The organism is Chryseobacterium sp. HNCC26DJ240 (assembly GCF_057180485.1).
Window position 1 is genome coordinate 163,938 of the sequence record NZ_JBXUGK010000009.1, and the last position, 22,448, is coordinate 186,385.

A 22,448-nucleotide genomic window follows, 5' to 3' on the forward strand; every position below is an offset into this window, starting at 1 on the left:
AATTCAAATTGATTTTAAATGAAAACACTTTTAGAAGTCACTTCTCATTAAACATTAGTCCTGAAGCTTCGCTTTTTCCCAAAGCACATCCATTTCTTCCAAAGTCATATCAGCTAATTTTAAACCTGCCTCAGCTGCAAGCTCTTCCATTTTCTGAAATCTTGATATGAATTTTAAATTGGTTCTTTCTAAAGCGGAATCCGGATTTAAACCTGAAATTCTGGCGTAATTGATCAAGGAGAAAAACACATCGCCCAATTCCAATTCTTTTTTATCTAAATCGGTTTCTTCATGAAATTCTTTAATCTCCTCATCTACCTTTTTCCACGCATCTTCAGCATCGTGAAATTCAAAACCAATTCCTTTTACTTTGTCCTGAATTCTGTAAGCTTTAACCAAACTCGGTAAACCTTTCGGAACGCCACCCAAAATAGATTTGTTGCCTTCTTTTAATTTAAGCTTTTCCCAGTTTTGTTTTACTTCTTCCTCGTCTTTCACTTTGGTATCGCCGTAAATGTGAGGATGACGGAAAATCAGTTTTTCATTTAAAGAATTGATGACATCAGCAATATCGAAACTTTCTTTTTCCGAACCTATTTTAGCATAAAAAACCAAATGTAAAAGCACATCGCCGAGTTCTTTTTTTATTTCCGTTAAATCTTCCTGCAAAAGTGCGTCAGAAAGTTCGTACGTCTCTTCCAAAGTCAGATGACGAAGGGTCTGAAGCGTCTGTTTCTGATCCCACGGACATTTCTCACGAAGATCATCCATAATATCTAAAAGTCTTCCGAAAGCTTCGAGTTTTTCCTGTCTGGTATTCATTTTTTAGGTTAAGGTTAAGGTTAAGGTTAAGGTTAAGGTTAAGGTTAAGGTTAAGGCAAATTTAATTATAATAAAAATTCTTTAGTGTCTGTTCATAATAAAAATCAATTTACTTTCCCGACCCGACAGGGTGTAAGTTGATTTTTACGTACACATCTGGATTAAAATTTCTTCCTCCCTTTAGGGTTGGGGGAAGAAGAAATTTTACAAAATCATTTATTCAGACAAAAAAAACCTCATCATTGCTGACGAGGTTTGTATTAATTCAGATAAATAAATTATCCCATTTTTCTGTGTGTACTCTTAGTAGCTGCTTTTGCTCCGGTGCTCGCCTTTACTTTTGGTGTAGCAGGCTTTTCTGCTTTTGGAGCTTTTTTAGGAGCTTCTTTTTCTACGTTGATTTCCTCTGCCGCTTCTCCTTCCACAGTTTCAGATTCTGCTTTTACAAAACTTTCAGGAGTGATGTAACCTGCTTTGTGAAGCGTGTTGTACCATTGAGCTAGCTTCTTGATATCAGAAACATATACTCTTTCTGTATCGTAGTTTGGAAGCGATGCACTCATAAATTCCTTCAGCTCTGCTTCTGAAGATTTATGAGAAATCGTTTCTTTATAGTCATAGTTTTTTGCAATATTTTCAAATACTTCAAACAAAGGCACTTCCTTATCAAAAGTAAACATTGCAATATTGTCTAAAAGACTTACCTGACTTGAATTTCCGATGCTAACTTTCTTCTTGTTTGTAACATCTTCAATGATAAAACCGTTTCTAAGCTGAGAAACCAGTTTGAAAAGTCCCGGTTTTCCGGAAATTGAAATTATTTTTTCTAACTGCATAATCTTGTTTTTGTGGCAATATACAACTGCCTTTTACCTGTTTATTTTCTTTTTTTTAATACTTAAATCTACTTCGGAAACCTCATTTTATAGTTGATTCCCACATCGCCCTGAGAAATTTTTACCAGTTTTCCCTTCACCAGTTTTTTCTTCAGTGCACTGAGATGATCTGTGAAAAGAATCCCCTCAATATGATCATATTCATGCTGAATAACGCGGGCTCTAATATCGGAAAAAGTTTCTGTATGTTTAACGAAATTTTCGTCATAATATTCGATCAGAATCGTACTTTTTCTCTTTACATCTTCCCTAACGTCCGGAATCGAAAGACAGCCTTCATTGAATTTCCATTCTTCACCGGATTCGTCAAGAATTTTGGCATTGATAAATACTTTTTTGAAGTCTTTCAGTTCCTCAGCAATGTCTTCATAATCTTCATCCTCTGCCAAAGGCGTCACATCCACCATGAAAAGCCTGATGTCCAAACCAATCTGAGGCGCCGCCAGACCGATACCGTTGGCACTGTACATGGTTTCAAACATATTATCAATCAACTCCTGCAGCCCCGGATAATCTTTATCAATATCCTTTGCCACTTTCCTTAAAACCGGATCCCCGAATGCTCTTATTGGTAAAATCATCTTGTTCTTTGTTCTAAAAAATTCTGCAATATAATCGTTGCACTTACTTTGTCTATAAGACCTTTCTGCTCTCTCTGTTTTTTATTCTTTCCGCTTTGGGAGATAAAAAACGATGCCATTTTTGAAGTAAATCTTTCATCTAAACGATGAACTTCCACCTCAGGAAATTCTGCCCTAAACTTTTCGATAAAAGCTAAAATACTGGTCTCAATTTCAGACATATTGCCTTTCAAATCTGTCGGCAAACCCACTACGATGGCTTCCACCTGATTTTCTGAGAAATACTTTTTTAAAAAATCAATCAGTGAACCGGTGGGTACCGTATCTAAAGCACTTGCGATAATTTGCATATCGTCGGTGGCTGCGATACCACATCTTGCCTTTCCGTAGTCTATTGCAAGAATTTGTTTCAGTGAAGATTTCATAAGACTGCAAATTTAATAAATTTTAGTGATTTTATTCTAAACACAGTTTTTTTTATGAATTTTGATATTTTCAACAATTTTTTTTATAAATTTAATTTTCCAAACCACTCATTATGAAGCAACTCATCTTAGTACGGCACGCAAAAAGCGACTGGCCGGAAGAAACAGAAGACTTTGACAGACCCCTTGCTCACAAAGGTCTGGAAGATGCGATGTTGATGTCAAGATACATGAAAAACAATAATATCGGCATTGATTACCTTCTTTCAAGTCCCGCTGTGAGGGCTTTGAATACCTGCGAGATTTTCAACCAAACCTATCAGCTGACAATAGGAACTGATCAGAATCTTTATAATCCCAAAGAAAGAAATTTCGAATCGGCTATTTATACTTTGGATGATTCTCTGAATTCTGTTGCACTTTTCTCGCACAACAACGGGATTTCCAATTTTGCCAATTCCATTTCCGAAGACATTTATCACTTCCCGACCTGTGGCGTTGCCGGATTTCAGATTGAATGTGATTCGTGGTCGCAGTTTGAAGGGGCGAGAAAAAAACTGCTTTTCTTTTATGAACCCAACAAAATTAAAATGTGAAAAACTCTATATTCTAAAACTGAAATGCCTGTCGATTTGACGGGCATTTTAATTTATCTAAGATTAAAAATTTCCCCTACTCTGGAAATCGAAGATCGAGATTTGCCGAAGTCAAACTTAAATAAAAAATAATGAGGCACTGGTGGCGCAAAATCTTCGATTTTTTGACGGGGTGGTTACACGCAGATTTAAATTTCGGCTAAAGCCAATTCATAGCGCTAACAAATCAGGCGGGCTGAAGCCCACCCCTATTGATAAAAACTTCACGCAACATTGATCAGATAAGAAGAAATAATAATTTTATATTATCCAAAAGTTCTGTGAGAGGACAAACGGCTATGATTTAATTAAAACAGAACTCTGTAAAAGAACAAACACTCTTGTTTTAATAAAAACAGAAATCTATGAGAGTACAAACACAAATGTTTAACTCAAACAGAAATCTGTGAAAGCACAAACACACATGATTTAATTAAAACAGAACATTTCTCAGACATCCACAAAAAAAGCGCATCATCCTTAGAATGTCACGCTTTAGAATATTTTAATCTTAAAGATTTATTTTCTCTTCAAATCCAGATCATCAAAATCAAAACTGAAATCTGTGATGTCTGAAATTGCCTTCATTTTTGCAGATTCTGCTTTTCCGTTTTCGTCGTAACTGAAAATAATAAATGCATCTGCGTCATAACTTCTGTCGTCCCATTTTACAATGAAGGCATTGTTAGAATATGGAAGTAACTCACCCTTCAGTCTTGGTGAATTCTTGCAGTTCAGTCTGATAGTATTTCCTTCTTTTGTAATCGTCACGTCACCAAACCAGACATCATTGTAAGTTCCTGTGAACTGTTCTGCTTTTGGTTGCAGATTTTTTTCTTTTTTAAAGGCTTCTGATTTTGCGAACGCCTCTTTTTTCTGCTTATCAAAAGACTCTTCCATTTTTTTCATTCTGTCGCCGTAGGTTTTCAGCCAGTTTCTGTCGGCTACACCAAGATAAGAATCTTTTACTATATTTGTAACCGTATTGAAAGCCGCACCTGACTGCTGATTTGTCAACACCACAATTCCCAGTTTCATATCCGGAATCAAAGTAAACTGAGTAACTGTTCCAATCAAACCTCCAGTATGCTGAACCTGTTTGTGACCTTTCACATCACTTAAAAACCATCCCAATCCATAGCCGTAGAAACCTGTATCGTAAGGATTTTTCAAAGCTGCACCACTCGAAATCTGAAGATTCCAAAGCTGCATAATGTTTTTATCTGAAACCAGTTTTTTACCGTCTTTGGTGGTGAAATTATTCATCAGACATTCAGCCCAGGTGGTCATGTCTTTGATGTTACTCATAATTCCGCCGGCTGCGTTAGCCGTTTCGTTCCAGTCGTGAGGAACGGCGATGGCTTTTCCGTCAACGGGAGCGTGGGCATCGATTTTATTGGTAATGGCTTTCGCTCTGTTGTAGCTTCCGAAACTTGAAGTCATACCTACAGGTTTCAGGATTTTCTGTTCGATAAATTCTGCCCAGCTAAATCCTGAAATTCTTGTAATTACTTCTCCGGCAACAATAAACATCACATTATTGTAATCCAAAGTCGTTCTGAAAGGATTTTCAGGCTTTAAATATCTTACGTTGTGTACAATATCTTTTACGCTTAAATTTCCACCTTCGGGAAAGAACATCAAATCTCCCTGTCCAAGCCCCAAACCTGCTCTGTGAGTTACCAGATCTTTGATGGTTACATTTTGAGAAACATAAGGATCGTACATTTGAAATTCAGGGATATATTTTGAAACTTTATCGTCCCAATCCAGTTTTCCTTCATCTGCCAAAATCGCAAGAGCCGTACAGGTAAAACCTTTTGAGTTGGAAGCAATTCCCACCAAAGTATTGTCATCCATTGGCTGTTTTGAGGTCAGCGAACGGACGCCAAAACCTTTGGAATAAATCATTTTTCCATCTTTGATCACTCCGACAGACATTCCCGGAACATCGAAAGTTTTTAAGGTATTCTGAATCAGCTCATCGAGTTTTTTTTCTTCAACCTGTGCATTGGCAATGCCTACCGTCAAAAGAAAAAGGAAAAAAGAAAGTTTCTTTTTCATAAATTTTAAATTTCACCAAATTTAAACATTTCGGGATTATTGAGTAAATTTGTGGCTGATTTAATATCTGCAAAAATCCAGACCGATTATTGAACAGTATTTTTGAAGCTTTGCTTTATATAATTTTATCTAAAAAATAAAACTCAGGCTTTTTTGAACTTTAAAATGCTTTCGCAAAATAAAATCTTCTGTGAATTTTGTGGTAAATGAAAACTCAATGACCAAAATCCTTCTCCTATCCGATTCTCATTCCTATATTGATGACAGAATTTTAGAATATGCTTTGCAGGCTGATGAGATCTGGCATTGCGGCGATTTCGGAAGTTTTGAAATCATTGAAAAACTTGAAAAAATAAAACCTTTGAAAGGCGTTTGGGGAAATATTGACGGAGCAAAAATCCGTTCTGAATTTCCTGAAGTGAACCGGTTTTTCTGTGAAAATGTAGAAGTTTTGATGATTCACATTGGTGGTTATCCCGGAAAGTACACACCGCTGACCATTAAAGAAATTACTGAAAAGGTTCCGAAACTGTTTATTTCAGGGCATTCTCATATTCTGAAAGCCATGTTTGATCAAAAAAATAATCTTCTGCATCTTAATCCCGGGGCATGCGGAAAACAGGGTTGGCATAAGATGAGAACGATGATGCGGTTTGTAATTGACGGCGAAGAAATAAAGGATTTGGAAGTGATAGAATTGGGAGCGAAGGTTTGAAATTTGAAATTTGATGTTTGAGATTTGAGATTTGAGATTTGAGATTCGAGTTTTCGGGTTCGGGATTCGAGTTTTCGGATTCGGGATTCGGGATTCGGGATTTGGGATTCGGGATTTGGGATTCGGGGAGTAAACCTAACGGGTTTCTAAAACCCGTTAGGTTTTGGGGAAATTGTTGTAACTAGCCCTGATTGCAGCGGCATCCTTTTTTTGTTATTGCGATGGCGTAAAAGTTCAACAGATTGCTTCACTTTGTTCGCAATGACAAAAAAAGATATAGCGGAAAGCAGGTTCCCGGCTCCTGAAAAAAAATTAAAAAAAAAAGAAACGGATGGCTTCGTTTCACTCGCAATAAAATGAAAATAGGAGAAAAAGTTTCAGTTTTGGATGAAGATTTGGGCGGAGTTGTCACTTCGGTCAATGGAAATACGGTGGTTTTTAAAGACGAATATGGTTTTACTTACCAATACCCGAAAGAAAAACTGGTTCCGAAAAATGCTGAAATCTATGAAAATATTAAAATCGTAAAGAAGGCTGAACCAAAAAAAACAGTTTCCAAAAAACACGATAAAAATCCGATGATTCTGGATCTTCATTTTGAAAATTTAGTTAAAAATCCTAATGATTATGACAGTTTTGAGCGGTTGTTTCTGCAAAAGGAAAAGCTGATTCAGACAATCAATTTTTGCCGTAAAAACCATTTGAAAAGACTTGAAATCGTACACGGAATCGGCGACGGAACTTTGCAGAGAATGGTTTTGGATGTGCTTGAAAGCCAAACCCATCTTGATTTTTACAACAAGGAAATACTTCATCATCAATCGGGTGCGGTAATGGTAGATTTTCACTAAATTTGCAGCAATTGACTTATGAACGTACTACATTTACTTTTCACAAAAGGTGGACTGATCTACCAGATTGCTAAAAATAAAAGCATTGTGGAAGAAAAATCTTATTTCTCTGACGAAGAATCGCCGGAAAACTTTATTCTGAATACCCTTGACGAGGTTTTGCTCAAACAGAGATTTGAAGAAGTGCATATTGTTTCGGCTCTCAACAGTTTTACGCTGATGCCGGAAGGATTTTCGGATCACGAATCCGGTTTTGATCTGATTGCCTTCAACACGCCTGTGGATAAGGATAGTGAAGAATTAATGCTTTCGGTAAACCGCAAGTTTAAGGTTCAGTTTTACTACACTTTTCCTAAAGCATATTATCAGAAAATCAAGGCGCTGTCGGTTCCTGTTTTCTTTAATTTTTCGGGAGAAAAGTTCTTAAATGCGATCAGTTTTAAAAATAATAAGGAGATTCATATCAATCTGTATCATAATCAGTGCGAGTTTTTTGCGATTGATGATAAAAAAGTGATTCTTTATAATAATTTAGACGTTAATTCTGAAGTTGATTTCCTTTATTTTGTAATGTTTACTTTAAGCAAAATCGGTTTTGCCATTAATGAAACTAAGTTTTTTGCCTACGGAGAAACGACAGAAAACGAAACTTTTATTTCGGAACTGCAAAAATTTGTGAAGAATCTGAAGATTGTTTTTGATAATCTTCCGAGCAAGAATTTCATATTAAATTAGGCTGGATGTTGGATGATGGGTGATGGATGTTTACATGTTTGAGTATATTTTTTATGAGTTTTAAATTTGAAAAATTAATTATCTGGCAGGATGCAATGACATTTGTAGAATCTATTTTTCAAATGTCGTTATCATTTCCGAAAGAAGAAATATACAATCTAACATCTCAAATCCGAAGAGCATCCGATTCTGTTGCACTAAATATTTCTGAAGGCAGTATTTTACAAAGCACCCCGGAATTCAGGAGATTTTTAGGCTTTTCAATTCGTTCTGTGGCCGAAGTTGTAACCTGTCTTTACAAAGCTAAAAACAGAAATTATATCAATGAAAATCAGTTTAGTGAAATGTATAATTTCTCTTACAAACTAATCAATCACATTATAGCTTTCAGAAATAAACTTACATAAAACCACCATCGAACACCCAGCACCCAACACCCAACACCTAACATCTAACACCCCACATTTATGTACAGAATAATTTCCGGTAAATGGAAAGCAAAAAAAATAGCCGCTCCCAGACATTTTGATGTAAGACCTACAACAGATTTTGCCAAGGAGGCACTCTTCAGTATTTTAGAAAATACTTACGACATGCAGTCGATTTCTGTTCTTGATCTTTTCGCAGGAATTGGCTCGATTACCTTTGAATTCGCTTCAAGAGGATGTCAGGATGTAACTTCTGTGGAGATGAATCCTAAACACACATCTTTCATCAATGCGACTGCTGCAGAACTGGATATGAGCCTACAGGTGAGCACACAGCGAGGTGACGTTTATGACTGGCTGAAGAAATTCAGAAACAACAAGTCTTATGAAATTGTTTTTGCTGATGCTCCATTTGAAACTGAAGAAAAAAAGTATCATGAACTGCTATCTTTAGTTTTAAAAAATAAATATCTGAAACCTAACGGCGTTCTGATCATAGAACATCAAAGCAGATTGAAACTTGATCACCCTAATTTTAAATTCACAAGAAAATATGGAAATGTAAGTTTTAGTTTCTACGAACCTACTCCGGAAGTTGAAGAAGAAATAAGCAATCAGGAAAATTAATTCCTGATTTTTTTTGTTCAATTTTCTAAAGTCAGACTTAAAATGTAAATTTATATTGATTAAAATTTTAAAACCAATTCAAAATGAGTTTTCTGCAAAAAATGAAAGACCGGTACACGGTGAAAAAATACAATGCTGAAGGAGAAATCAGTGCTGAGCAAATTGAGGAATTAAAAGAAATCCTGACACTCAGTCCGTCCTCCATCAACAGTCAGCCATGGAATTTTGTTTTTGTGACGGGCAAGGAAGTTAAAGAACAGCTGTCGGAAGTTTCTTTTCACAATACTGCTAAAGTTATTGAAAGCAAATTGGTTATTGTTTTTCAGGTTTTAAAATCTATTGAAGATTTTGAGACTCAAATCAATGAAAACCTTCCGGAAATGGCTGTTAATTATTATAAAAACATGGTTCAGCCTCATGGAGAAGAATACATTAAAAACTGGATGGCCAAGCAGGTTTACATTTCATTGGGAATTCTTCTTTCAGCCTGCGCAGAAATGGGAATCGACTGTACGCCGATGGAAGGTATTAAATCTGCTGAATATGATGAAATTCTGCAAAATGAAAAATACCAAAGTCTTTTTGCTGTAGCTATTGGCGAAAAATCTGAAGCAGATACCAATCAGCCGCATCAAACACCAAAACGAAGGCTGGAAATGAGTAAGATTATTCTGGAAAAATAATTGAAAAACTACTTATATTAAAGAAATATTTTTAACAATTGATTTTATGGAAAATTTAATAAAAAACCTGAGAATAATCGCAATTATAGCACTCTGCTTATTTCTACTATTCAAATTTTTTGCAACAAATTCAAATTTAGAAAATATCTTAGGAATAGTTGCTTTGAGCTGTTTTACAACATTGCTGATTGCTTTTACCTCAAAACTGATCAGAAAATATTACCTAAATAATTTAAGATTTGAATGATTATAAAACTTTCAGCTCAAGATCGATGGTTTTGCCAAAGAATTTTTTAGATATTTTTTCGAAATTTTTGGTAAGATCCGAAAGGTAAAAGTGATAATTCGGTTTTGAATTGTTGTTGTTCAGCAAATGATATTTGTCTAAAATAATCTTCAGATGACTTGCAACAATATTCGGCGAATCTATTACTCTTACGCGGTTTCCGTAATACTGTTTGATCTCGTCAATCAAAAGCGGATAATGTGTACAGCCTAAAATCAGTGTCTCGATATTTTTCAGCTTCGCATTACTGAGATAATTATAAATAATAGAGTGTGTAATCGGATGGTTTTTAAAACCCTCTTCAATCGCCGGAACCAGAAGCGGTGTTGCCAACTCATCAACCTTGATCCATTTGTTGTGTTTCCTGATGCTTTTTCTGTAGAGTCCTGAATTTACGGTTGCTTTGGTAGCAATTACACCGACGTTGGTATGAATTTCATACGAAACTTTTTCTGCCACGGGATTAATCACATCAATTACAGGCACATGATCAGCAACCAGATCAAGAACTTCTTTCAGCGCATTTGCCGTTGCCGAATTACATGCAATGACAATGGCTTTACAGTTTTTCTCAAGCAGAAAATTCGTTATTTTTTCGCAGTAGCCTACAATAGCTTCTTTAGATTTTTCCCCGTACGGAAGGTGTTTGGTATCACCGTAATAAATGAGATCTTCGTTGGGAAGAAGACGTTTGATTTCTTTGGCAACCGTCAAGCCGCCAACTCCACTGTCAAAAATGCCGATGGGCTGCTTCGCGGAAAGATGAGAATAATCGTGTTTTTTAGTTTTCAAAACTGATTAAATTTAGTACAAAAATAAGGAAATTGTTGGATGATGGAAGCTGGATGCGGGAAGTTTTTTACAAACACAATCTTCCATCATCTGACATCCGACATCCGACCTAAATGATAAACAAATCTGAAGCAATTCCATCGGCCATAAACCAATGTTTTTCAGGAATTTTAAGGTGATTGTTTTCGATGAGTAAAATTCCTTCTTCTAATTTCAATTTTGATTCATGTTGAAAATGCTCCAGAATTTCATCATTGAATTTTTCATTTAAAACGGATAGGTCTACACCCCAAGCCGTTCTTAAACCAATCATAATCATTTCATTGAACTGATCTTTTTGAGAAAGAATTTCTTGCTCTTTAGCTAAAGTATTGAAGCTTAATTTTTTAATATATTGTTGATTATTGGCAACATTCCAGCTTCTGATTTCATTTCCGTTGTAGGAATGCGCAGACGGTCCGATGCCAAGATATTCACAGGATTTCCAGTAGGCAGAATTGTGCTTTGAATGAAAATTGGGTTTACCGAAATTTGAAATTTCATAATGATCAAAACCGTGATCTTTCAGAAAATCTTTCATATAGAAAAACTCGCGGTTTTGCTCTGCTTCTTTCGGGGATTTTACTTTTCCATTGGCAATCCAGTTTTCTAAAGCTGTCTTGGGCTCGACCGTTAGAGCATAAGAAGAGATGTGCGGAACTTCGAGAGCAATGGTTTTGTTTAAATTTTCCTTCCAGATTTCCATACTGGAAGTTGGCGAACCGTAAATTAAATCGATACTGATATTTTCAAAACCAAAATCCTGAGCTCTTTTGATCGAACTTTCAGCTTCTGAAGCAGAGTGTGCGCGGTTCATTAATTTTAAATCTTCCTCAAAAAAACTCTGAGTTCCGATGGACAATCTGTTAATCGGCGAATCTGAAATTCCTTTCAAAAAGTTTTTATCTAAATCATCAGGATTGGCTTCAAGCGTAATTTCAATATCAGAATTAAAACTGAAATATTTTAAAACCTCATCAATTAAAGCTTTGATTTCGTCTGAAGAAAGTATTGAAGGTGTTCCGCCACCGAAATAAAGTGAATTTAAATTCTTATTCTGAAGCTCGTCTTTGCGGAGAAAAATTTCCATTTTCATTGCAGAAAGCATTTCATCTTTAAAGTTTAATGAAGTTGAAAAATGAAAATTGCAGTAACTGCACTTCTGTTTGCAAAAAGGAATGTGAATGTAGATCATAAAAAAAGCTCTGAAAAATTTCAGAGCTCAAATTTATTTAAATTAAATCATATTAGTATCTAAATCCTCTATGATTAATAAAGTTATCAAAGTTATAACCAAGACCAATCATAAAGCTGTTTCCACCGTACTCCTGAATATCAGAAAGTCCAAGGTTGTAAGTAGCTCCGATCATCAGTTTGTTTAATCTTACTTTTACTACTGGTGCAATCTGAAGAGTCTGATTGTCAAATCTGTTCTGTACAGTTCTGTAGCTCGCTCCTACTGAGAATGCATTCACTTCATTTGAGAATGTTGCCATTAAGTTCACATCCATCATTCTTGTAGAGTTGGTATTTAAATTTACCAAAACTGATGGCGTTAATGCGATGTTATCTGCAAGATTCCAGTCATATCCTAAGTTTAAGAAGAATTTAATTGGAGAAGGCTCGTAGTTGTTTACGATAGATTCGTCATTACTCAAAGCGATATCGTTTACTGAAATTCCTCCGAATAAACCTCTGTAGGTTGCAGCCATACCAAAGTTAGCATATACCATAAAGATATTACTCTCGTTACCTTGTAGCAAAGGATCGTAACCGTCTTCAGTATTAATTTTGGTATAATCAAAATTCATGTTATAAAAATTAACACTGGTACCGAATGAAAACTGATCTTTTCTCTCTCCTTCACTGCTTAGAGGGATAAAATAAGATGCACCAGCTGTAATACCTCCTGCGGAGATGGGTCCGTTACTGTCTCTGAATACAGAAATACCAGCTCCCACTCTATCAAAGATATTCGCGTTGATCCCTACTGACTGTACATTTGGGGATTCGCTGAACTTTGAAAATTGTTGCTGATAGTTAAGGTTAAGCTGTACATAGTCCGTTTTACCGTATTGAGCAGGGTTGAACAGGAACTCACCATCCAAAAGATATTGTTGATAGTATGGTAGTGATTCTTGTGCTTTGTATGCATTCGACAAAAGAGCTAAACATACGATAGCATATAGTTTTCTCATAACAAATCTTGATTTCAATTCAACAAATATAAAAAAATTCTCAATATATTTTTAGTTTTCTGAATAATTTCTCCATTTTTTTACAGCATCCGTCATATCTTGAGGCATTGGACTCTCAAAATACAATTCCTTTTTGCTAGTGGGATGTATAAACCCAAGGGTGTGGGCGTGAAGAGCATGTCTTGGCAAAACTTCAAAGACATTTTTTATAAACTGCTTATACTTAGGCAGATTCACTCCACGGAGAGGTGTATGACCTTCATATCTTTCGTCATTAAACAAGGTGTGGCCTATATGTTTGAAGTGTGCTCTGATCTGATGGGTTCTTCCGGTTTCCAGTTTGCATTCTACCCACGTCATATATTTAAATCTTTCTAAAACTTTATAATGGGTAACGGCATGCTTCCCCTGACTGCCATCTACATAGGTGTGCATCTGCATTCTATTCTTGGGATGCCTTCCTATATGACCGCTAATCGTGCCCTCATCATCCTTTACATTGCCCCATACAAAAGCCCAGTACAGCCTTTTTGTTTTCCGTTCAAAAAACTGCTTGGCAAGAAAACTCAGGGCATATTCATTTTTAGCAATGACCAAAAGTCCTGAAGTATCTTTATCGATACGGTGAACGAGACCTACCCTGTCGAGGTCAGATTTGGCTCCGTTTTTTTCAAAATGGAAAGCGAGGGCATTGATCAGGGTTTTATCCCAGTTTCCATGACCGGGATGCACTACCATTCCAGGATCTTTATCCACTACTATAACATCTTCATCTTCATAAATGATTTTTATGGGAATATCCTGAGGAATAATTACATTCTGTCTCGGCGGATGAGCCAAAAGTACTGAGATCTGATCGCCAGGCTTTACTCTGTAATTCTGCTTTACAGGAACACCATTTACTACAACATTTCCTGCACGGCAAGTCTGTGAAATTTTATTTCTTGAAGAATTCTGACGGTAGTTTAAAAGAAATTTATCAATTCTTAAAGGTTCCTGCTTCGGGTCTGCAGTAATATTTACGTGCTCATAAAGTCCTTTATTTTCGTCGTCAAGTTCAAGATTCTGCTCATCGGAACTTTCCAGTTCATCATCTAAAAAATCTTCGTTGTCTTCTGTCATTTTTTAAATATATAAAAGGCTCCAACGCAAAAATACCGTTGAAGCCTGATTATTTGTATAATTTTAATTTAAAGAATTACCTGTTTTGCTTTTGGCTTATCTGCAGGCTTGGTTGTAGCAGTTGATTTAGGCTTATCTCCGGATGACTTTGCCGGTGTTCCATTTTGTTTCGGCGGATCATTTTTCGGAATCTCCCTCTTTGGCGGAACTACCGGAGTTGTCTCTATTGGTGGTACATCCTGAAAATTCGGAACTTCTTCATATCTTACAGGAGGCAGCGTGGTATCAATCTTCATTCTGTACATGGAGTTCAGCTCGTTGATTTTATTCATCAGCTCGGCAGGTGTTTTTTTACTTGCCCAAAGGTCAATCTGCATTCCCTGATCCCGCACATCACCGGATGCAGGATCCTGATAATAAACGATATCATTTTCATCACTTCCACCATCTTCATAATCTACAATTCCTACTTCAAAAAGATTTCTTGCAATCAATGCTTTCGCCTCTTTTACCGTAAGACCAACCACATTCGGAATACCAATATTTCTCATCGGTCCACTGCCGATTACCACATCAATAATTGAGAATCTTGGAATTTTAGTTCCAGGTTTAATGCTGTTACCTTTGAATAGAATTCTTAGAATAGCATCTTTCTGAATACTCGGTTCGTAAATAGTATCACCAACCTTTAAACCTACCTGATCTAAACGCTGGAATCCTAGTCCAGAATATTTATTGATAACATCAGGAACAGAAACCGGAGCCCAGTTTCTTGGATTAACTTTTAAAGTAACTGATCTTCCGTTTTTCACACGCGATCCCGGTGCAGGATAAATCTGCAACACCTGAAAAGGTCTGTATTTAGGGTCATATTTAAAGCTGTCTACTTCATATTCCAATCCGGAATCATCCAGAATTTTCACGGCATCGTGTACAGATTTGTTGACTACATTGGGAACCTGTATCTCATCACCATGATGGGTATGAATCTCCAGCCAGCGGAATGTAAGGTAAATTAAACCTACAAAAACTCCGGCTGCAAGAATTAAATTCAGGAGAACTCTCCAGTTGAATAGCGATTTGAGCATATTGATAAACTCTTTATTTGTAAGGGCAAATATAATTAATAATTTTAGAATAGAATTTATTTAAGAATTTTTGGCTGTCGTTTAAATTTTACAAAAATCAGCTCCGGCAATATCTAAAATCATTAAATTTGCCTTACTTGAAAGATACATTTAGCTATGAACAAAACAAATGTAGCCGTAGTAATGGGCGGCTATTCCGATGAATATAAGGTTTCTCTGAAAAGCGGACAACTGATTTTCGATTCTTTAGACAGAGATATTTACGACGTATATAAAATCGTAATTCTGAAAGACGAATGGTATTTTTTGGATGAAAACGAAAATAAATACGAAATTAACAAAGGAGATTTTTCAGTAAAGTTATCTGATGAAAAAACTCTGAAATTCGACGTTTGCTTCAATATAATCCACGGAACGCCTGGCGAAAACGGAATTCTGCAGGCTTACTGGGATGCTATCGGACAAAAATATACAGGTTGTGATTTTTATCAGAGTGCTTTAACTTTCAATAAAAAAGATACTTTGGCGGTACTTTCAAAATACGGTATTCCTTCTGCGAAAAGTGTTTATTTAAGAAAAGGAGAAGATATTAATGTAGATGAAATTGTTGAAGATTTAAAACTTCCGGTATTTGTAAAACCCAATCAATCCGGATCTTCCCTTGGAATTTCCAAAGTAAAAGAAAAGTCTGAACTTTTAGCTGCTACTGAAATTGCATTTAAAGAGGATGATGAAATTTTAATTGAAAGTTTCCTTGATGGAATGGAAGTTTCTGTCGGAGTAATTGATTACAAAGGAGAAACCATTGTTTTAGGCATTACAGAAATCGTTCCTCAAAACGAGTTTTTCGATTATGAAGCCAAATATGAAGGTGCTTCCGAAGAAATTACACCCGCAAGAATTGATGATGAGACAAGAATCAGAGTTGAAGAAATTTCAAAAAGAGCCTACAATTCATTAGGAATGAGCGGTTTTTCAAGAAGTGAATTTATTCTGATGAATGGGACACCATATATGCTGGAAATGAATACCAATCCAGGTTTTTCTCCGGCGAGTATTCTTCCACAACAGGCAAAAATCTATGGAATTTCCATTAAAGATCTGTGCGGAAATGAAGTGGAGAAGGCTTTGAAAAAGTAGGAAGATGGATGTTGGAAGACGGAAATTTGTACTTTGCTTTCAACATTTATTTTTACTAAAAATAAAATATAGTTTAGTAGGTAAAGTTTAACATAATAAAGCCTTAAACTCAAACCTGAAACCCAAAACTGTTTACGCATGAAAATTGCTGTTTTTCCGGGCTCTTTTGACCCGATTACTTTAGGACATTATGATATTATTGAAAGAGCAGCGGCACTTTTCGACAAGGTGATTATTGCGATCGGACAAAATTCTTCAAAAAAATATATGTTTCCGCTTGAAAAAAGAATGGAATTCATCCAAAACTCCGTTGCGGAATTTCCCAACGTGGAAGTTGATCATTTTGAAGGCTTAACCGTCGATTACTGTTTCGAAAAAAACGCTCAGTTCATTCTCAGAGGACTCAGAAATCCTGCTGATTTTGAATTTGAAAAAGCAATTGCCCATACCAACAGAACACTTGCTCACAAAAAACTGGAAACGGTTTTCCTTTTAACCTCATCAGGAAAATCCTTTATCAGCAGCAGTATCGTGAGAGAAATCATCAACCACGGCGGGGAGTATGAATTGTTGGTTCCGGAAGCAGTCAGAGTAGAAAAATAAATGATTAGTGATGATTGATCAGTGATGTTCAAGACAAATATTTTATCAATCATCATTTATCAAACATCAATCATAAAACATGCACGAGCAGCTAAATTTCATTATAGAAATTCTCGGAACGATCTCTTTTTCGATGTCGGGGAGTTTTGCTGCGATGCAGAAAAGGCTGGATCCGTTTGGAGTTCTTATTATTGCCTTTGTAACATCTGTTGGTGGCGGAACGGTGAGAGATTTATTGCTTGACACTCCCGTTTTCTGGATGCACGATCTTTTGATGTGTGGACTGATTCTGGCGACGAGTATTTTCTCTATGGTTTTTAAATCAATCGAGAAAAACTTCAAGGTTACTCTTTTTATATTTGACAGTTTTGGGTTGGGATTATTTACCATTATCGGTGTTCAGAAAGGTTTAAATTTAGACATTCATCCTTTAATTTGTATCGGTTTAGGAACGATCACCGGCTGTTTTGGGGGAATTATCCGCGATATTTTACTGAACAGAATTCCACTAATTTTCAGAAAAGAAATCTATGCAAGCGCCTGTATCGTTGGAGGTTCTACTTTTTTGCTGCTGACTCATTTTACAACACTTTCTTATACTTTTATCCAGATTTTTACGATTTTAATGATCGTTGCCGTTAGAACTTTAGCCGTAAAATACCATTGGCAGATCCCGAAATTTTATGGGTATGAAAGTAATTCTGAAATGTAAATTAAATGAATCAGATTGAAATTAATATAACCTCTTTTTCAGAATCTACCAGCTTTTTAATTAAAGAACTAAATGATTCATTTAATATCAAAATAAAAGTTCTGGACGAAGTAATTGACAGTGATTCTTTTGCCAATGAACAACACGAGATATTTGAAATAATGTATCAAAAAATTCAAAATAATGAGAGCAGTCAATTAGGCAAACTTGTTGAAAAATTAAATCAACTCAGTGAAAAACATTTTAGATATAAAACATTTTCATTGGAATTTAAAAAAAATGACAATCCAAACTACAATTCACTGTTTCAATCTATTGCTACATATCAAACTGAAAGTTCTGACGAGCAGGAAAAAGAGAGAACTAGAGCTATTTTAGACGGATATTCTGTAATCTTAAAAACTGAATTAGATTCTTTCAAAATACACTCACCCGACGAAAACTCAAATCCTATTTTAATCAGCTTCATCAGATTAACCTCAAATTTACTATCAACAAAATATCCAGCAGATTTTCAAAATATAAAAATCATCAATATTTAATAAAAAAATGCACTTGATTTCTCAGGTGCATTTCTATTTTATTTAAATTTAGTTTCTTAAAACTTCCCTCTCTGTCTCATGTGAGGATTGTGAACGTGTTTTTGCATCGTTGGCATTTTCAGCTGAGCCTTCATTGTTTTAATGTGCTCGGTCATCATTCCTGCCGTGTCTAATCTTTTAGCTTCTTCCAAAAGTTTCTGTCCTTCCTGCTTTCTTCCTTTTGAAAGTGCTGCTGCAGCCAGATTCAAGGTTGCCATTGCACGGTCGTGTTTCATATTCAAACCATAATCCAAAGCTTTTTTCATGTAAGGCTCAATTTTCATCGGATTGTCCTGAGCTAATGTCAGCCCCTGTAAATAATGAAAATATCCGTATTGGTTTTTATCTAACTGAGAAGTGTAGTTGGTAATTTTTGTAAGCCAAACTCCTGCTTTCTCCATGTTTTGTTTTCTCAACTGCCAGAAAGCCAAAAGTATATATTCGTTTTTAAAGTAAAGGAAAACCGGTACTGCCGCAAGAATCACCAAAACGATTCCCCAGCCGATGTTTCTGTTCATCATCAGATAAACTGCAGCTGCGATGATCAGTGCAGAGATAACAAATTTTATGTATTTGTTCATGTTTAAATTTTAGAAATGCAAAGGTAATAATTTAAGGTTTAAGGTTCAATGTTTAAAGTTTAAAGTTTCGACACATCAACATTCTTATGTATAAACCCTCAAACGTTAAACTCAAAACATTAAACTCTTTCATAGGTTCGAAAGCTGAAATCATATTCATTTTTCTCATCTTTTTCGTGATGAATTTCTTCTGAAAGTTTCCAGATTTTGGTATCGATTTTTGGGAAAAATGTATCTGCTTCCAATTGAGCTTTTACTAAGGTTACTTCAAGTTTATCAGCAAGTTCCATTGTTTGTTCATAAATATTTCCACCTCCGATGATGAATACATTTTCGTCTATTTTTTTTGCGAATTTTAGAGCTTCTTTAATGCTTCCTACAATCAAAATCCCTTCCTGAAACCAGTTCTTTTTTCTTGAAACAACAATATTGGTGCGGTTCGGAAGCGGTTTACCAATACTTTCGTAGGTTTTTCTGCCCATAATAATCGGATGTCCAGAAGTAAGATCTTTGAAGTGTTTTAAATCTTTCGGAAGATGCCACAGGAGTTTGTTGTCTGCCCCGATTTCGTTCTTCTCGCCCATCGCCACCACAATTGTTGTCATTCTTAATATTTTTTACAAAAATAGCACATAATTTGTATATTTGGAAAACGCAAAAATTAAAAAAAACATACAGACTATGAAAAACAAAGGCTGCCTTAGCGCAGGAACTATCGGAATTGCTCTTCTTGTAATCGTTGCAATCGCCTTCTTTTGGGGGAAAAACGGCTACAATAACTTCGTTGCCAAAGAAGCAATCGTAGACAACAAATGGTCGAACGTGGAAACGGTGTATCAAAAAAGAGCCAACCTGATCCCAAATCTTGAAAGAACTGTAAAAGCTTATTCTAAATTTGAGCAGGAAACTTTAACGAAAGTAATCGAAGCAAGATCTAAAGCGACGTCTATCAACATTGATCCAACCAATATGACCGAGCAGGATCTGGCTAAATTTCAGGCTGCACAGGGAGAATTATCCGGTGCTTTAAGCCGATTGATGGCGGTTGTGGAATCTTATCCTAACTTAAAGGCAGATCAGCAGTACATTAATTTCCAGAGCGAATATATTGCGATTGAAAACAGCATCAGATCAGAAACCGTGTATTACAACGAGGCAGTGAGAGATTACAACACTTCAATCAAGCAATTTCCTTCAAATATCATTGCCAACTTTACCAACTTTAAAGAAAAACCTTCTTTCAAAGCAGCTGCAGGAGCAGAAAAAGCACCGGATGTATTTTCTGAATAATTAAAAAATAAACGTGAGCAATTTCCTTACAGATCAACAGATCGCATTGCTTGTAGATGCGATACAGTCCGCGGAAGATCATTCTACGGGCGAGATCAGGGTGCACATCGACTCCAATACAGAAAACAAAAATGCCGACAGAGCTTATGATGTTTTCAAAGAACTTTGCATGAACAAGACCGCAGAATTGAATGCGGTTCTTTTTCATGTCAATTTTGAACAAAAATATCTGACTATCATTGGCGACAGAGGGATACACGAAAGAGTACATCAGTCTTACTGGGATGCTTTGCATGATGAAATCACTGACGGTTTTGCTCAGAGAAAATTTTTCGAATCGCTGCGGGATGCTATTTTAAAAACAGGTTTTGAACTCAAAAAACATTTTCCGGTGACGGGAGAAAACACCAACGAACTTTCCAATGAAATTACATTTTCATAAAACCGTATTTTCATTCCTTTTTCTATGCTTTTACGCTTTCGTATCGGCACAATACAGCATTCCCGAAAAACCGAAATTGCTTTATCCTGTTTATGACGAAGCCAAACTGTTATCGAAACAGGAAACCGATGAATTAAACAAAAAGCTGATTGCATTTTCAGATTCTACATCTACAGAAATTGAAGTTGTAATTATCCCTTCCACAAAAGGTGAAGACATCAATTTTGTTGCTACGATGATCGGTGAAAAATGGGGAATCGGACAAAAAGGAATCGATAACGGTGTTGTTTTTCTGATTGCGACTGAAGACCGGAAACTGGCCATTCAACAAGGGAGAGCAGTTGAACAGTACCTTACAGCTTCTACCTCAAAACAGATCATCGATTACATCGTGACTCCACATTTCCGTGAAGGAAACTGGTATGAAGGCATTAATCGTGGAACATCTGCGATTATGGAAGCCGTTCAGGGAAAATTCAAACCTATTGAACGAAAGAAAGAGAACGATTTTGATCTTGGTCAGCTACTTTTGGTTGCCTTTGTCATTATCATTATCCTCATCATTATTTTTAAAAACCGTGGTGGCGGAAACGACGATGACGACGATGTGATCATCACGCGACGCGGCAGAAGAAATTATCCTGGAGGATTTTTCCCGTTCCCTTTTCCTGGCAGTTTTGGTGGCGGTGGCCTCGGTGGCGGCGGTTCATCAAGTGGCGGCGGAGGTTTTGGTGGCTTTGGAGGTGGCGGAAGTTTTGGAGGCGGTGGTGCTTCGGGAGGATGGTAATACATTTGAAAAAATGAAATTTTCAATTATATCGATTTTTTTCAACCTGATAACTTTAGTTCTTTGTTTTAAAGTTAATTTTGATATTGTAAATGATTATTTATCTGCAGATGCAAAAACACAAGCTCTGTTTGGTCTTAAAGAAATAAAATATTCGTACAAATATTATTTTTTAATCATCTCGCTGATTTCATTATTATTTCTAATTCTCTCTTTTAAAAATAAAGAATTTAATTCATTTAAATATTCTGCAGTTTTTATTTCAGTACTTGGTATAAGTTCAATTTTTCTTAGCTTTTGGAAATGGTTTATTTAAATGCATAAAATGAAAGTAGTTTTAAACGTAGTGTTGACTTTATTTTCTGTTATTTCTTGTACAGAATCTGAGACGATGCACATTTTTAGTGAAAATACTAATACTAATTATGCAAAATCAGAATTAGAAAGTGCTCTGACAGAAAACAAAATTCTTCCCGATAAAGTAATTTCAGATTCTGAAACTGCCGTTGAAGTTGCTGAAATTATTCTATTTAAAATTTACAGAAAAGAAAATATTATAAAGCAGAGACCTTACGATGTCAATTATATTGATAATTATTACATAATTAATGGAACACTCCCCAATGATAAAATGGGCGGAACTTTTTTAATTGTCATCAATTCCAAAGATGGAAAAGTAATTAAACTAACACATGGAAAATAGATCTTAGCATTTAATTTCCCAGGATTAAAATTTCCTTAAAGCTTCTGAATTTTTTCATTTTTTCACTCATTTTTCATTATATTTACTGAAAACGGGTTTATGAAGAAAACACTGGTGGTTTTTGCCCATCCCTACCTCGAGCATTCTACCTCAAACGTGGAACTGATTAATTTCTACGTTCGTCATCAGCATTTTACACTTCGTGATTTGTACGAAGAATATCCCGATTTTCACATTGCCGCTTTCAGAGAAAGAAAAAGACTGCAGCAGTACGACCGTTTTATTTTTCAGTTTCCGATTATCTGGTTTGGAATTCCGCCTCTACTTAAGTTGTGGATTGACGAAGTTTTCGACAGAAACTGGGTCAAGGAAGGTGAAAATAATCCCCTGAAAGACAAAGAAGTTTACATCGTGGTGACAACGGGTGGCAAAGAAAGATCTTTCACAAAAGAAGGCACTTATAAATACACCATCGATGAAATCATCAGTACGCTGATTGTTTCTCTCAACGTTTTTGGCGCCAATATTAAAGACATAACGATTGTTTACGAAGCGAATAAACTGTCTAAAAAAGAAATCATTTTACATAAAAAGAAATTTGTCGAAATCCTAAATCAATAAT

The 22,448-nt window shown here is 35.8% G+C and carries 28 protein-coding genes; 16 read left to right on the forward strand and 12 right to left on the reverse strand.

All coding sequences use genetic code 11. The annotated features are described in order from the left end of the window. Window positions 1–54: 54 nt before the first annotated feature. The 4 genes from mazG to ruvX form a co-directional block, all read right to left on the reverse strand. Window positions 55–822 carry a nucleoside triphosphate pyrophosphohydrolase gene (mazG, locus tag AC2A1G_RS18415; protein ID WP_484048351.1) on the reverse strand — a complete coding sequence of 256 codons (768 nt, stop codon included), beginning with the start codon at window positions 820–822 and terminating at the stop codon, window positions 55–57. Between the two features lie 278 nt (window positions 823–1,100). Further along, window positions 1,101–1,658, reverse strand: a complete 558-nt coding sequence (locus tag AC2A1G_RS18420; RefSeq protein WP_262151219.1) for a DUF5606 family protein — start codon at window positions 1,656–1,658, stop codon at window positions 1,101–1,103. A 68-nt stretch (window positions 1,659–1,726) separates the two neighbouring features. Beyond that, window positions 1,727–2,299 (reverse strand): peptide deformylase, encoded by a 573-nt coding sequence (gene def, locus AC2A1G_RS18425; RefSeq protein WP_262151217.1) that lies wholly within the window; start codon window positions 2,297–2,299, stop codon window positions 1,727–1,729. Then, window positions 2,296–2,712 carry a Holliday junction resolvase RuvX gene (gene ruvX, locus AC2A1G_RS18430; RefSeq protein ID WP_484048405.1) on the reverse strand — a complete coding sequence of 139 codons (417 nt, stop codon included), beginning with the start codon at window positions 2,710–2,712 and terminating at the stop codon, window positions 2,296–2,298. The genes def and ruvX overlap by 4 nt, the downstream gene beginning before the upstream one ends. 125 nt (window positions 2,713–2,837) lie before the next feature. Between ruvX and AC2A1G_RS18435 the strand changes: the two genes are divergently transcribed. Further along, window positions 2,838–3,320, forward strand: a complete 483-nt coding sequence (locus AC2A1G_RS18435) for a SixA phosphatase family protein (protein WP_484048352.1) — start codon at window positions 2,838–2,840, stop codon at window positions 3,318–3,320. A 558-nt stretch (window positions 3,321–3,878) separates the two neighbouring features. Here AC2A1G_RS18435 and AC2A1G_RS18440 read toward each other — a convergent pair. Continuing rightward, on the reverse strand, window positions 3,879–5,423 hold the full coding sequence (locus AC2A1G_RS18440; protein ID WP_484048353.1) for a serine hydrolase: 1,545 nt from the start codon (window positions 5,421–5,423) through the stop codon (window positions 3,879–3,881). 217 nt (window positions 5,424–5,640) lie between these two features. On the opposite strand from AC2A1G_RS18440, the gene AC2A1G_RS18445 reads away from it, so the two are divergent. The 6 genes from AC2A1G_RS18445 (at window position 5,641) to AC2A1G_RS18470 (ending at window position 9,462) form a co-directional block, all read left to right on the forward strand. Then, window positions 5,641–6,138, forward strand: coding sequence for a metallophosphoesterase family protein (locus tag AC2A1G_RS18445; protein ID WP_484048354.1), 498 nt, complete (start codon window positions 5,641–5,643; stop codon window positions 6,136–6,138). Window positions 6,139–6,494: 356 nt separating this feature from the next. Further along, the gene (locus AC2A1G_RS18450) at window positions 6,495–6,989 is read left to right on the forward strand and encodes a Smr/MutS family protein (protein ID WP_484048355.1); all 495 of its coding nucleotides are present in this window, start codon (window positions 6,495–6,497) and stop codon (window positions 6,987–6,989) included. An 18-nt stretch (window positions 6,990–7,007) separates the two neighbouring features. Beyond that, entirely contained in the window at window positions 7,008–7,724 is a 717-nt protein-coding gene (locus AC2A1G_RS18455; RefSeq protein ID WP_484048356.1) for a DUF3822 family protein, read from the forward strand. 53 nt (window positions 7,725–7,777) lie between these two features. Then, window positions 7,778–8,131, forward strand: a complete 354-nt coding sequence (locus AC2A1G_RS18460) for a four helix bundle protein (RefSeq protein WP_484048357.1) — start codon at window positions 7,778–7,780, stop codon at window positions 8,129–8,131. Between the two features lie 60 nt (window positions 8,132–8,191). Continuing rightward, window positions 8,192–8,779 (forward strand): RsmD family RNA methyltransferase, encoded by a 588-nt coding sequence (locus AC2A1G_RS18465; protein ID WP_484048358.1) that lies wholly within the window; start codon window positions 8,192–8,194, stop codon window positions 8,777–8,779. An 83-nt stretch (window positions 8,780–8,862) separates the two neighbouring features. Continuing rightward, window positions 8,863–9,462 (forward strand): nitroreductase family protein, encoded by a 600-nt coding sequence (locus AC2A1G_RS18470; RefSeq protein WP_484048359.1) that lies wholly within the window; start codon window positions 8,863–8,865, stop codon window positions 9,460–9,462. Between the two features lie 247 nt (window positions 9,463–9,709). Here the strand turns inward: AC2A1G_RS18470 and murI are convergent, their stop codons facing one another. From murI to AC2A1G_RS18495, 5 genes are all read right to left on the reverse strand, one after another. Beyond that, entirely contained in the window at window positions 9,710–10,540 is an 831-nt protein-coding gene (murI, locus tag AC2A1G_RS18475; protein WP_484048360.1) for a glutamate racemase, read from the reverse strand. A 109-nt stretch (window positions 10,541–10,649) separates the two neighbouring features. After that, the gene (gene hemW / locus AC2A1G_RS18480) at window positions 10,650–11,774 is read right to left on the reverse strand and encodes a radical SAM family heme chaperone HemW (RefSeq protein WP_484048361.1); all 1,125 of its coding nucleotides are present in this window, start codon (window positions 11,772–11,774) and stop codon (window positions 10,650–10,652) included. A 52-nt stretch (window positions 11,775–11,826) separates the two neighbouring features. Further along, entirely contained in the window at window positions 11,827–12,777 is a 951-nt protein-coding gene (locus AC2A1G_RS18485; RefSeq protein ID WP_484048362.1) for a PorP/SprF family type IX secretion system membrane protein, read from the reverse strand. A gap of 51 nt (window positions 12,778–12,828) precedes the next feature. Continuing rightward, on the reverse strand, window positions 12,829–13,899 hold the full coding sequence (locus tag AC2A1G_RS18490; protein WP_484048363.1) for an RluA family pseudouridine synthase: 1,071 nt from the start codon (window positions 13,897–13,899) through the stop codon (window positions 12,829–12,831). A 68-nt stretch (window positions 13,900–13,967) separates the two neighbouring features. Further along, window positions 13,968–14,987 (reverse strand): PASTA domain-containing protein, encoded by a 1,020-nt coding sequence (locus AC2A1G_RS18495; protein ID WP_484048364.1) that lies wholly within the window; start codon window positions 14,985–14,987, stop codon window positions 13,968–13,970. Between the two features lie 156 nt (window positions 14,988–15,143). On the opposite strand from AC2A1G_RS18495, the gene AC2A1G_RS18500 reads away from it, so the two are divergent. From AC2A1G_RS18500 to AC2A1G_RS18515, 4 genes are all read left to right on the forward strand, one after another. Beyond that, a complete protein-coding gene (locus tag AC2A1G_RS18500; protein ID WP_484048365.1) occupies window positions 15,144–16,127 on the forward strand; it encodes a D-alanine--D-alanine ligase in 984 nt (327 codons plus the stop codon). 138 nt (window positions 16,128–16,265) lie between these two features. After that, window positions 16,266–16,730, forward strand: a complete 465-nt coding sequence (gene coaD, locus AC2A1G_RS18505; protein ID WP_262151186.1) for a pantetheine-phosphate adenylyltransferase — start codon at window positions 16,266–16,268, stop codon at window positions 16,728–16,730. A gap of 79 nt (window positions 16,731–16,809) precedes the next feature. Beyond that, the gene (locus tag AC2A1G_RS18510) at window positions 16,810–17,442 is read left to right on the forward strand and encodes a trimeric intracellular cation channel family protein (RefSeq protein ID WP_056034856.1); all 633 of its coding nucleotides are present in this window, start codon (window positions 16,810–16,812) and stop codon (window positions 17,440–17,442) included. A 5-nt stretch (window positions 17,443–17,447) separates the two neighbouring features. Continuing rightward, on the forward strand, window positions 17,448–17,984 hold the full coding sequence (locus AC2A1G_RS18515; RefSeq protein ID WP_484048366.1) for a hypothetical protein: 537 nt from the start codon (window positions 17,448–17,450) through the stop codon (window positions 17,982–17,984). Window positions 17,985–18,040: 56 nt separating this feature from the next. Here the strand turns inward: AC2A1G_RS18515 and AC2A1G_RS18520 are convergent, their stop codons facing one another. Continuing rightward, window positions 18,041–18,604: a DUF2892 domain-containing protein gene (locus AC2A1G_RS18520; protein ID WP_484048367.1), complete on the reverse strand. Its 564-nt coding sequence runs from the start codon at window positions 18,602–18,604 to the stop codon at window positions 18,041–18,043. A gap of 119 nt (window positions 18,605–18,723) precedes the next feature. Next, the gene (locus AC2A1G_RS18525) at window positions 18,724–19,209 is read right to left on the reverse strand and encodes a dihydrofolate reductase (RefSeq protein WP_484048368.1); all 486 of its coding nucleotides are present in this window, start codon (window positions 19,207–19,209) and stop codon (window positions 18,724–18,726) included. Window positions 19,210–19,285: 76 nt separating this feature from the next. Between AC2A1G_RS18525 and AC2A1G_RS18530 the strand changes: the two genes are divergently transcribed. The 5 genes from AC2A1G_RS18530 to AC2A1G_RS18550 all read left to right on the forward strand — a co-directional run bounded on the left by AC2A1G_RS18530 (window position 19,286) and on the right by AC2A1G_RS18550 (window position 22,447). After that, the gene (locus tag AC2A1G_RS18530) at window positions 19,286–19,894 is read left to right on the forward strand and encodes a LemA family protein (protein ID WP_262151177.1); all 609 of its coding nucleotides are present in this window, start codon (window positions 19,286–19,288) and stop codon (window positions 19,892–19,894) included. Window positions 19,895–19,907: 13 nt separating this feature from the next. Next, window positions 19,908–20,336, forward strand: coding sequence for a TPM domain-containing protein (locus AC2A1G_RS18535; RefSeq protein ID WP_484048369.1), 429 nt, complete (start codon window positions 19,908–19,910; stop codon window positions 20,334–20,336). Beyond that, window positions 20,317–21,123: a TPM domain-containing protein gene (locus AC2A1G_RS18540; protein ID WP_484048370.1), complete on the forward strand. Its 807-nt coding sequence runs from the start codon at window positions 20,317–20,319 to the stop codon at window positions 21,121–21,123. Before AC2A1G_RS18535 ends, AC2A1G_RS18540 begins: the two co-directional genes overlap by 20 nt. Before the next feature lie 325 nt (window positions 21,124–21,448). Continuing rightward, window positions 21,449–21,826, forward strand: coding sequence for an NTF2 fold immunity protein (locus AC2A1G_RS18545; protein WP_484048371.1), 378 nt, complete (start codon window positions 21,449–21,451; stop codon window positions 21,824–21,826). A gap of 99 nt (window positions 21,827–21,925) precedes the next feature. After that, window positions 21,926–22,447: an NAD(P)H-dependent oxidoreductase gene (locus tag AC2A1G_RS18550; RefSeq protein WP_262151169.1), complete on the forward strand. Its 522-nt coding sequence runs from the start codon at window positions 21,926–21,928 to the stop codon at window positions 22,445–22,447. Window position 22,448 lies beyond the last annotated feature (1 nt).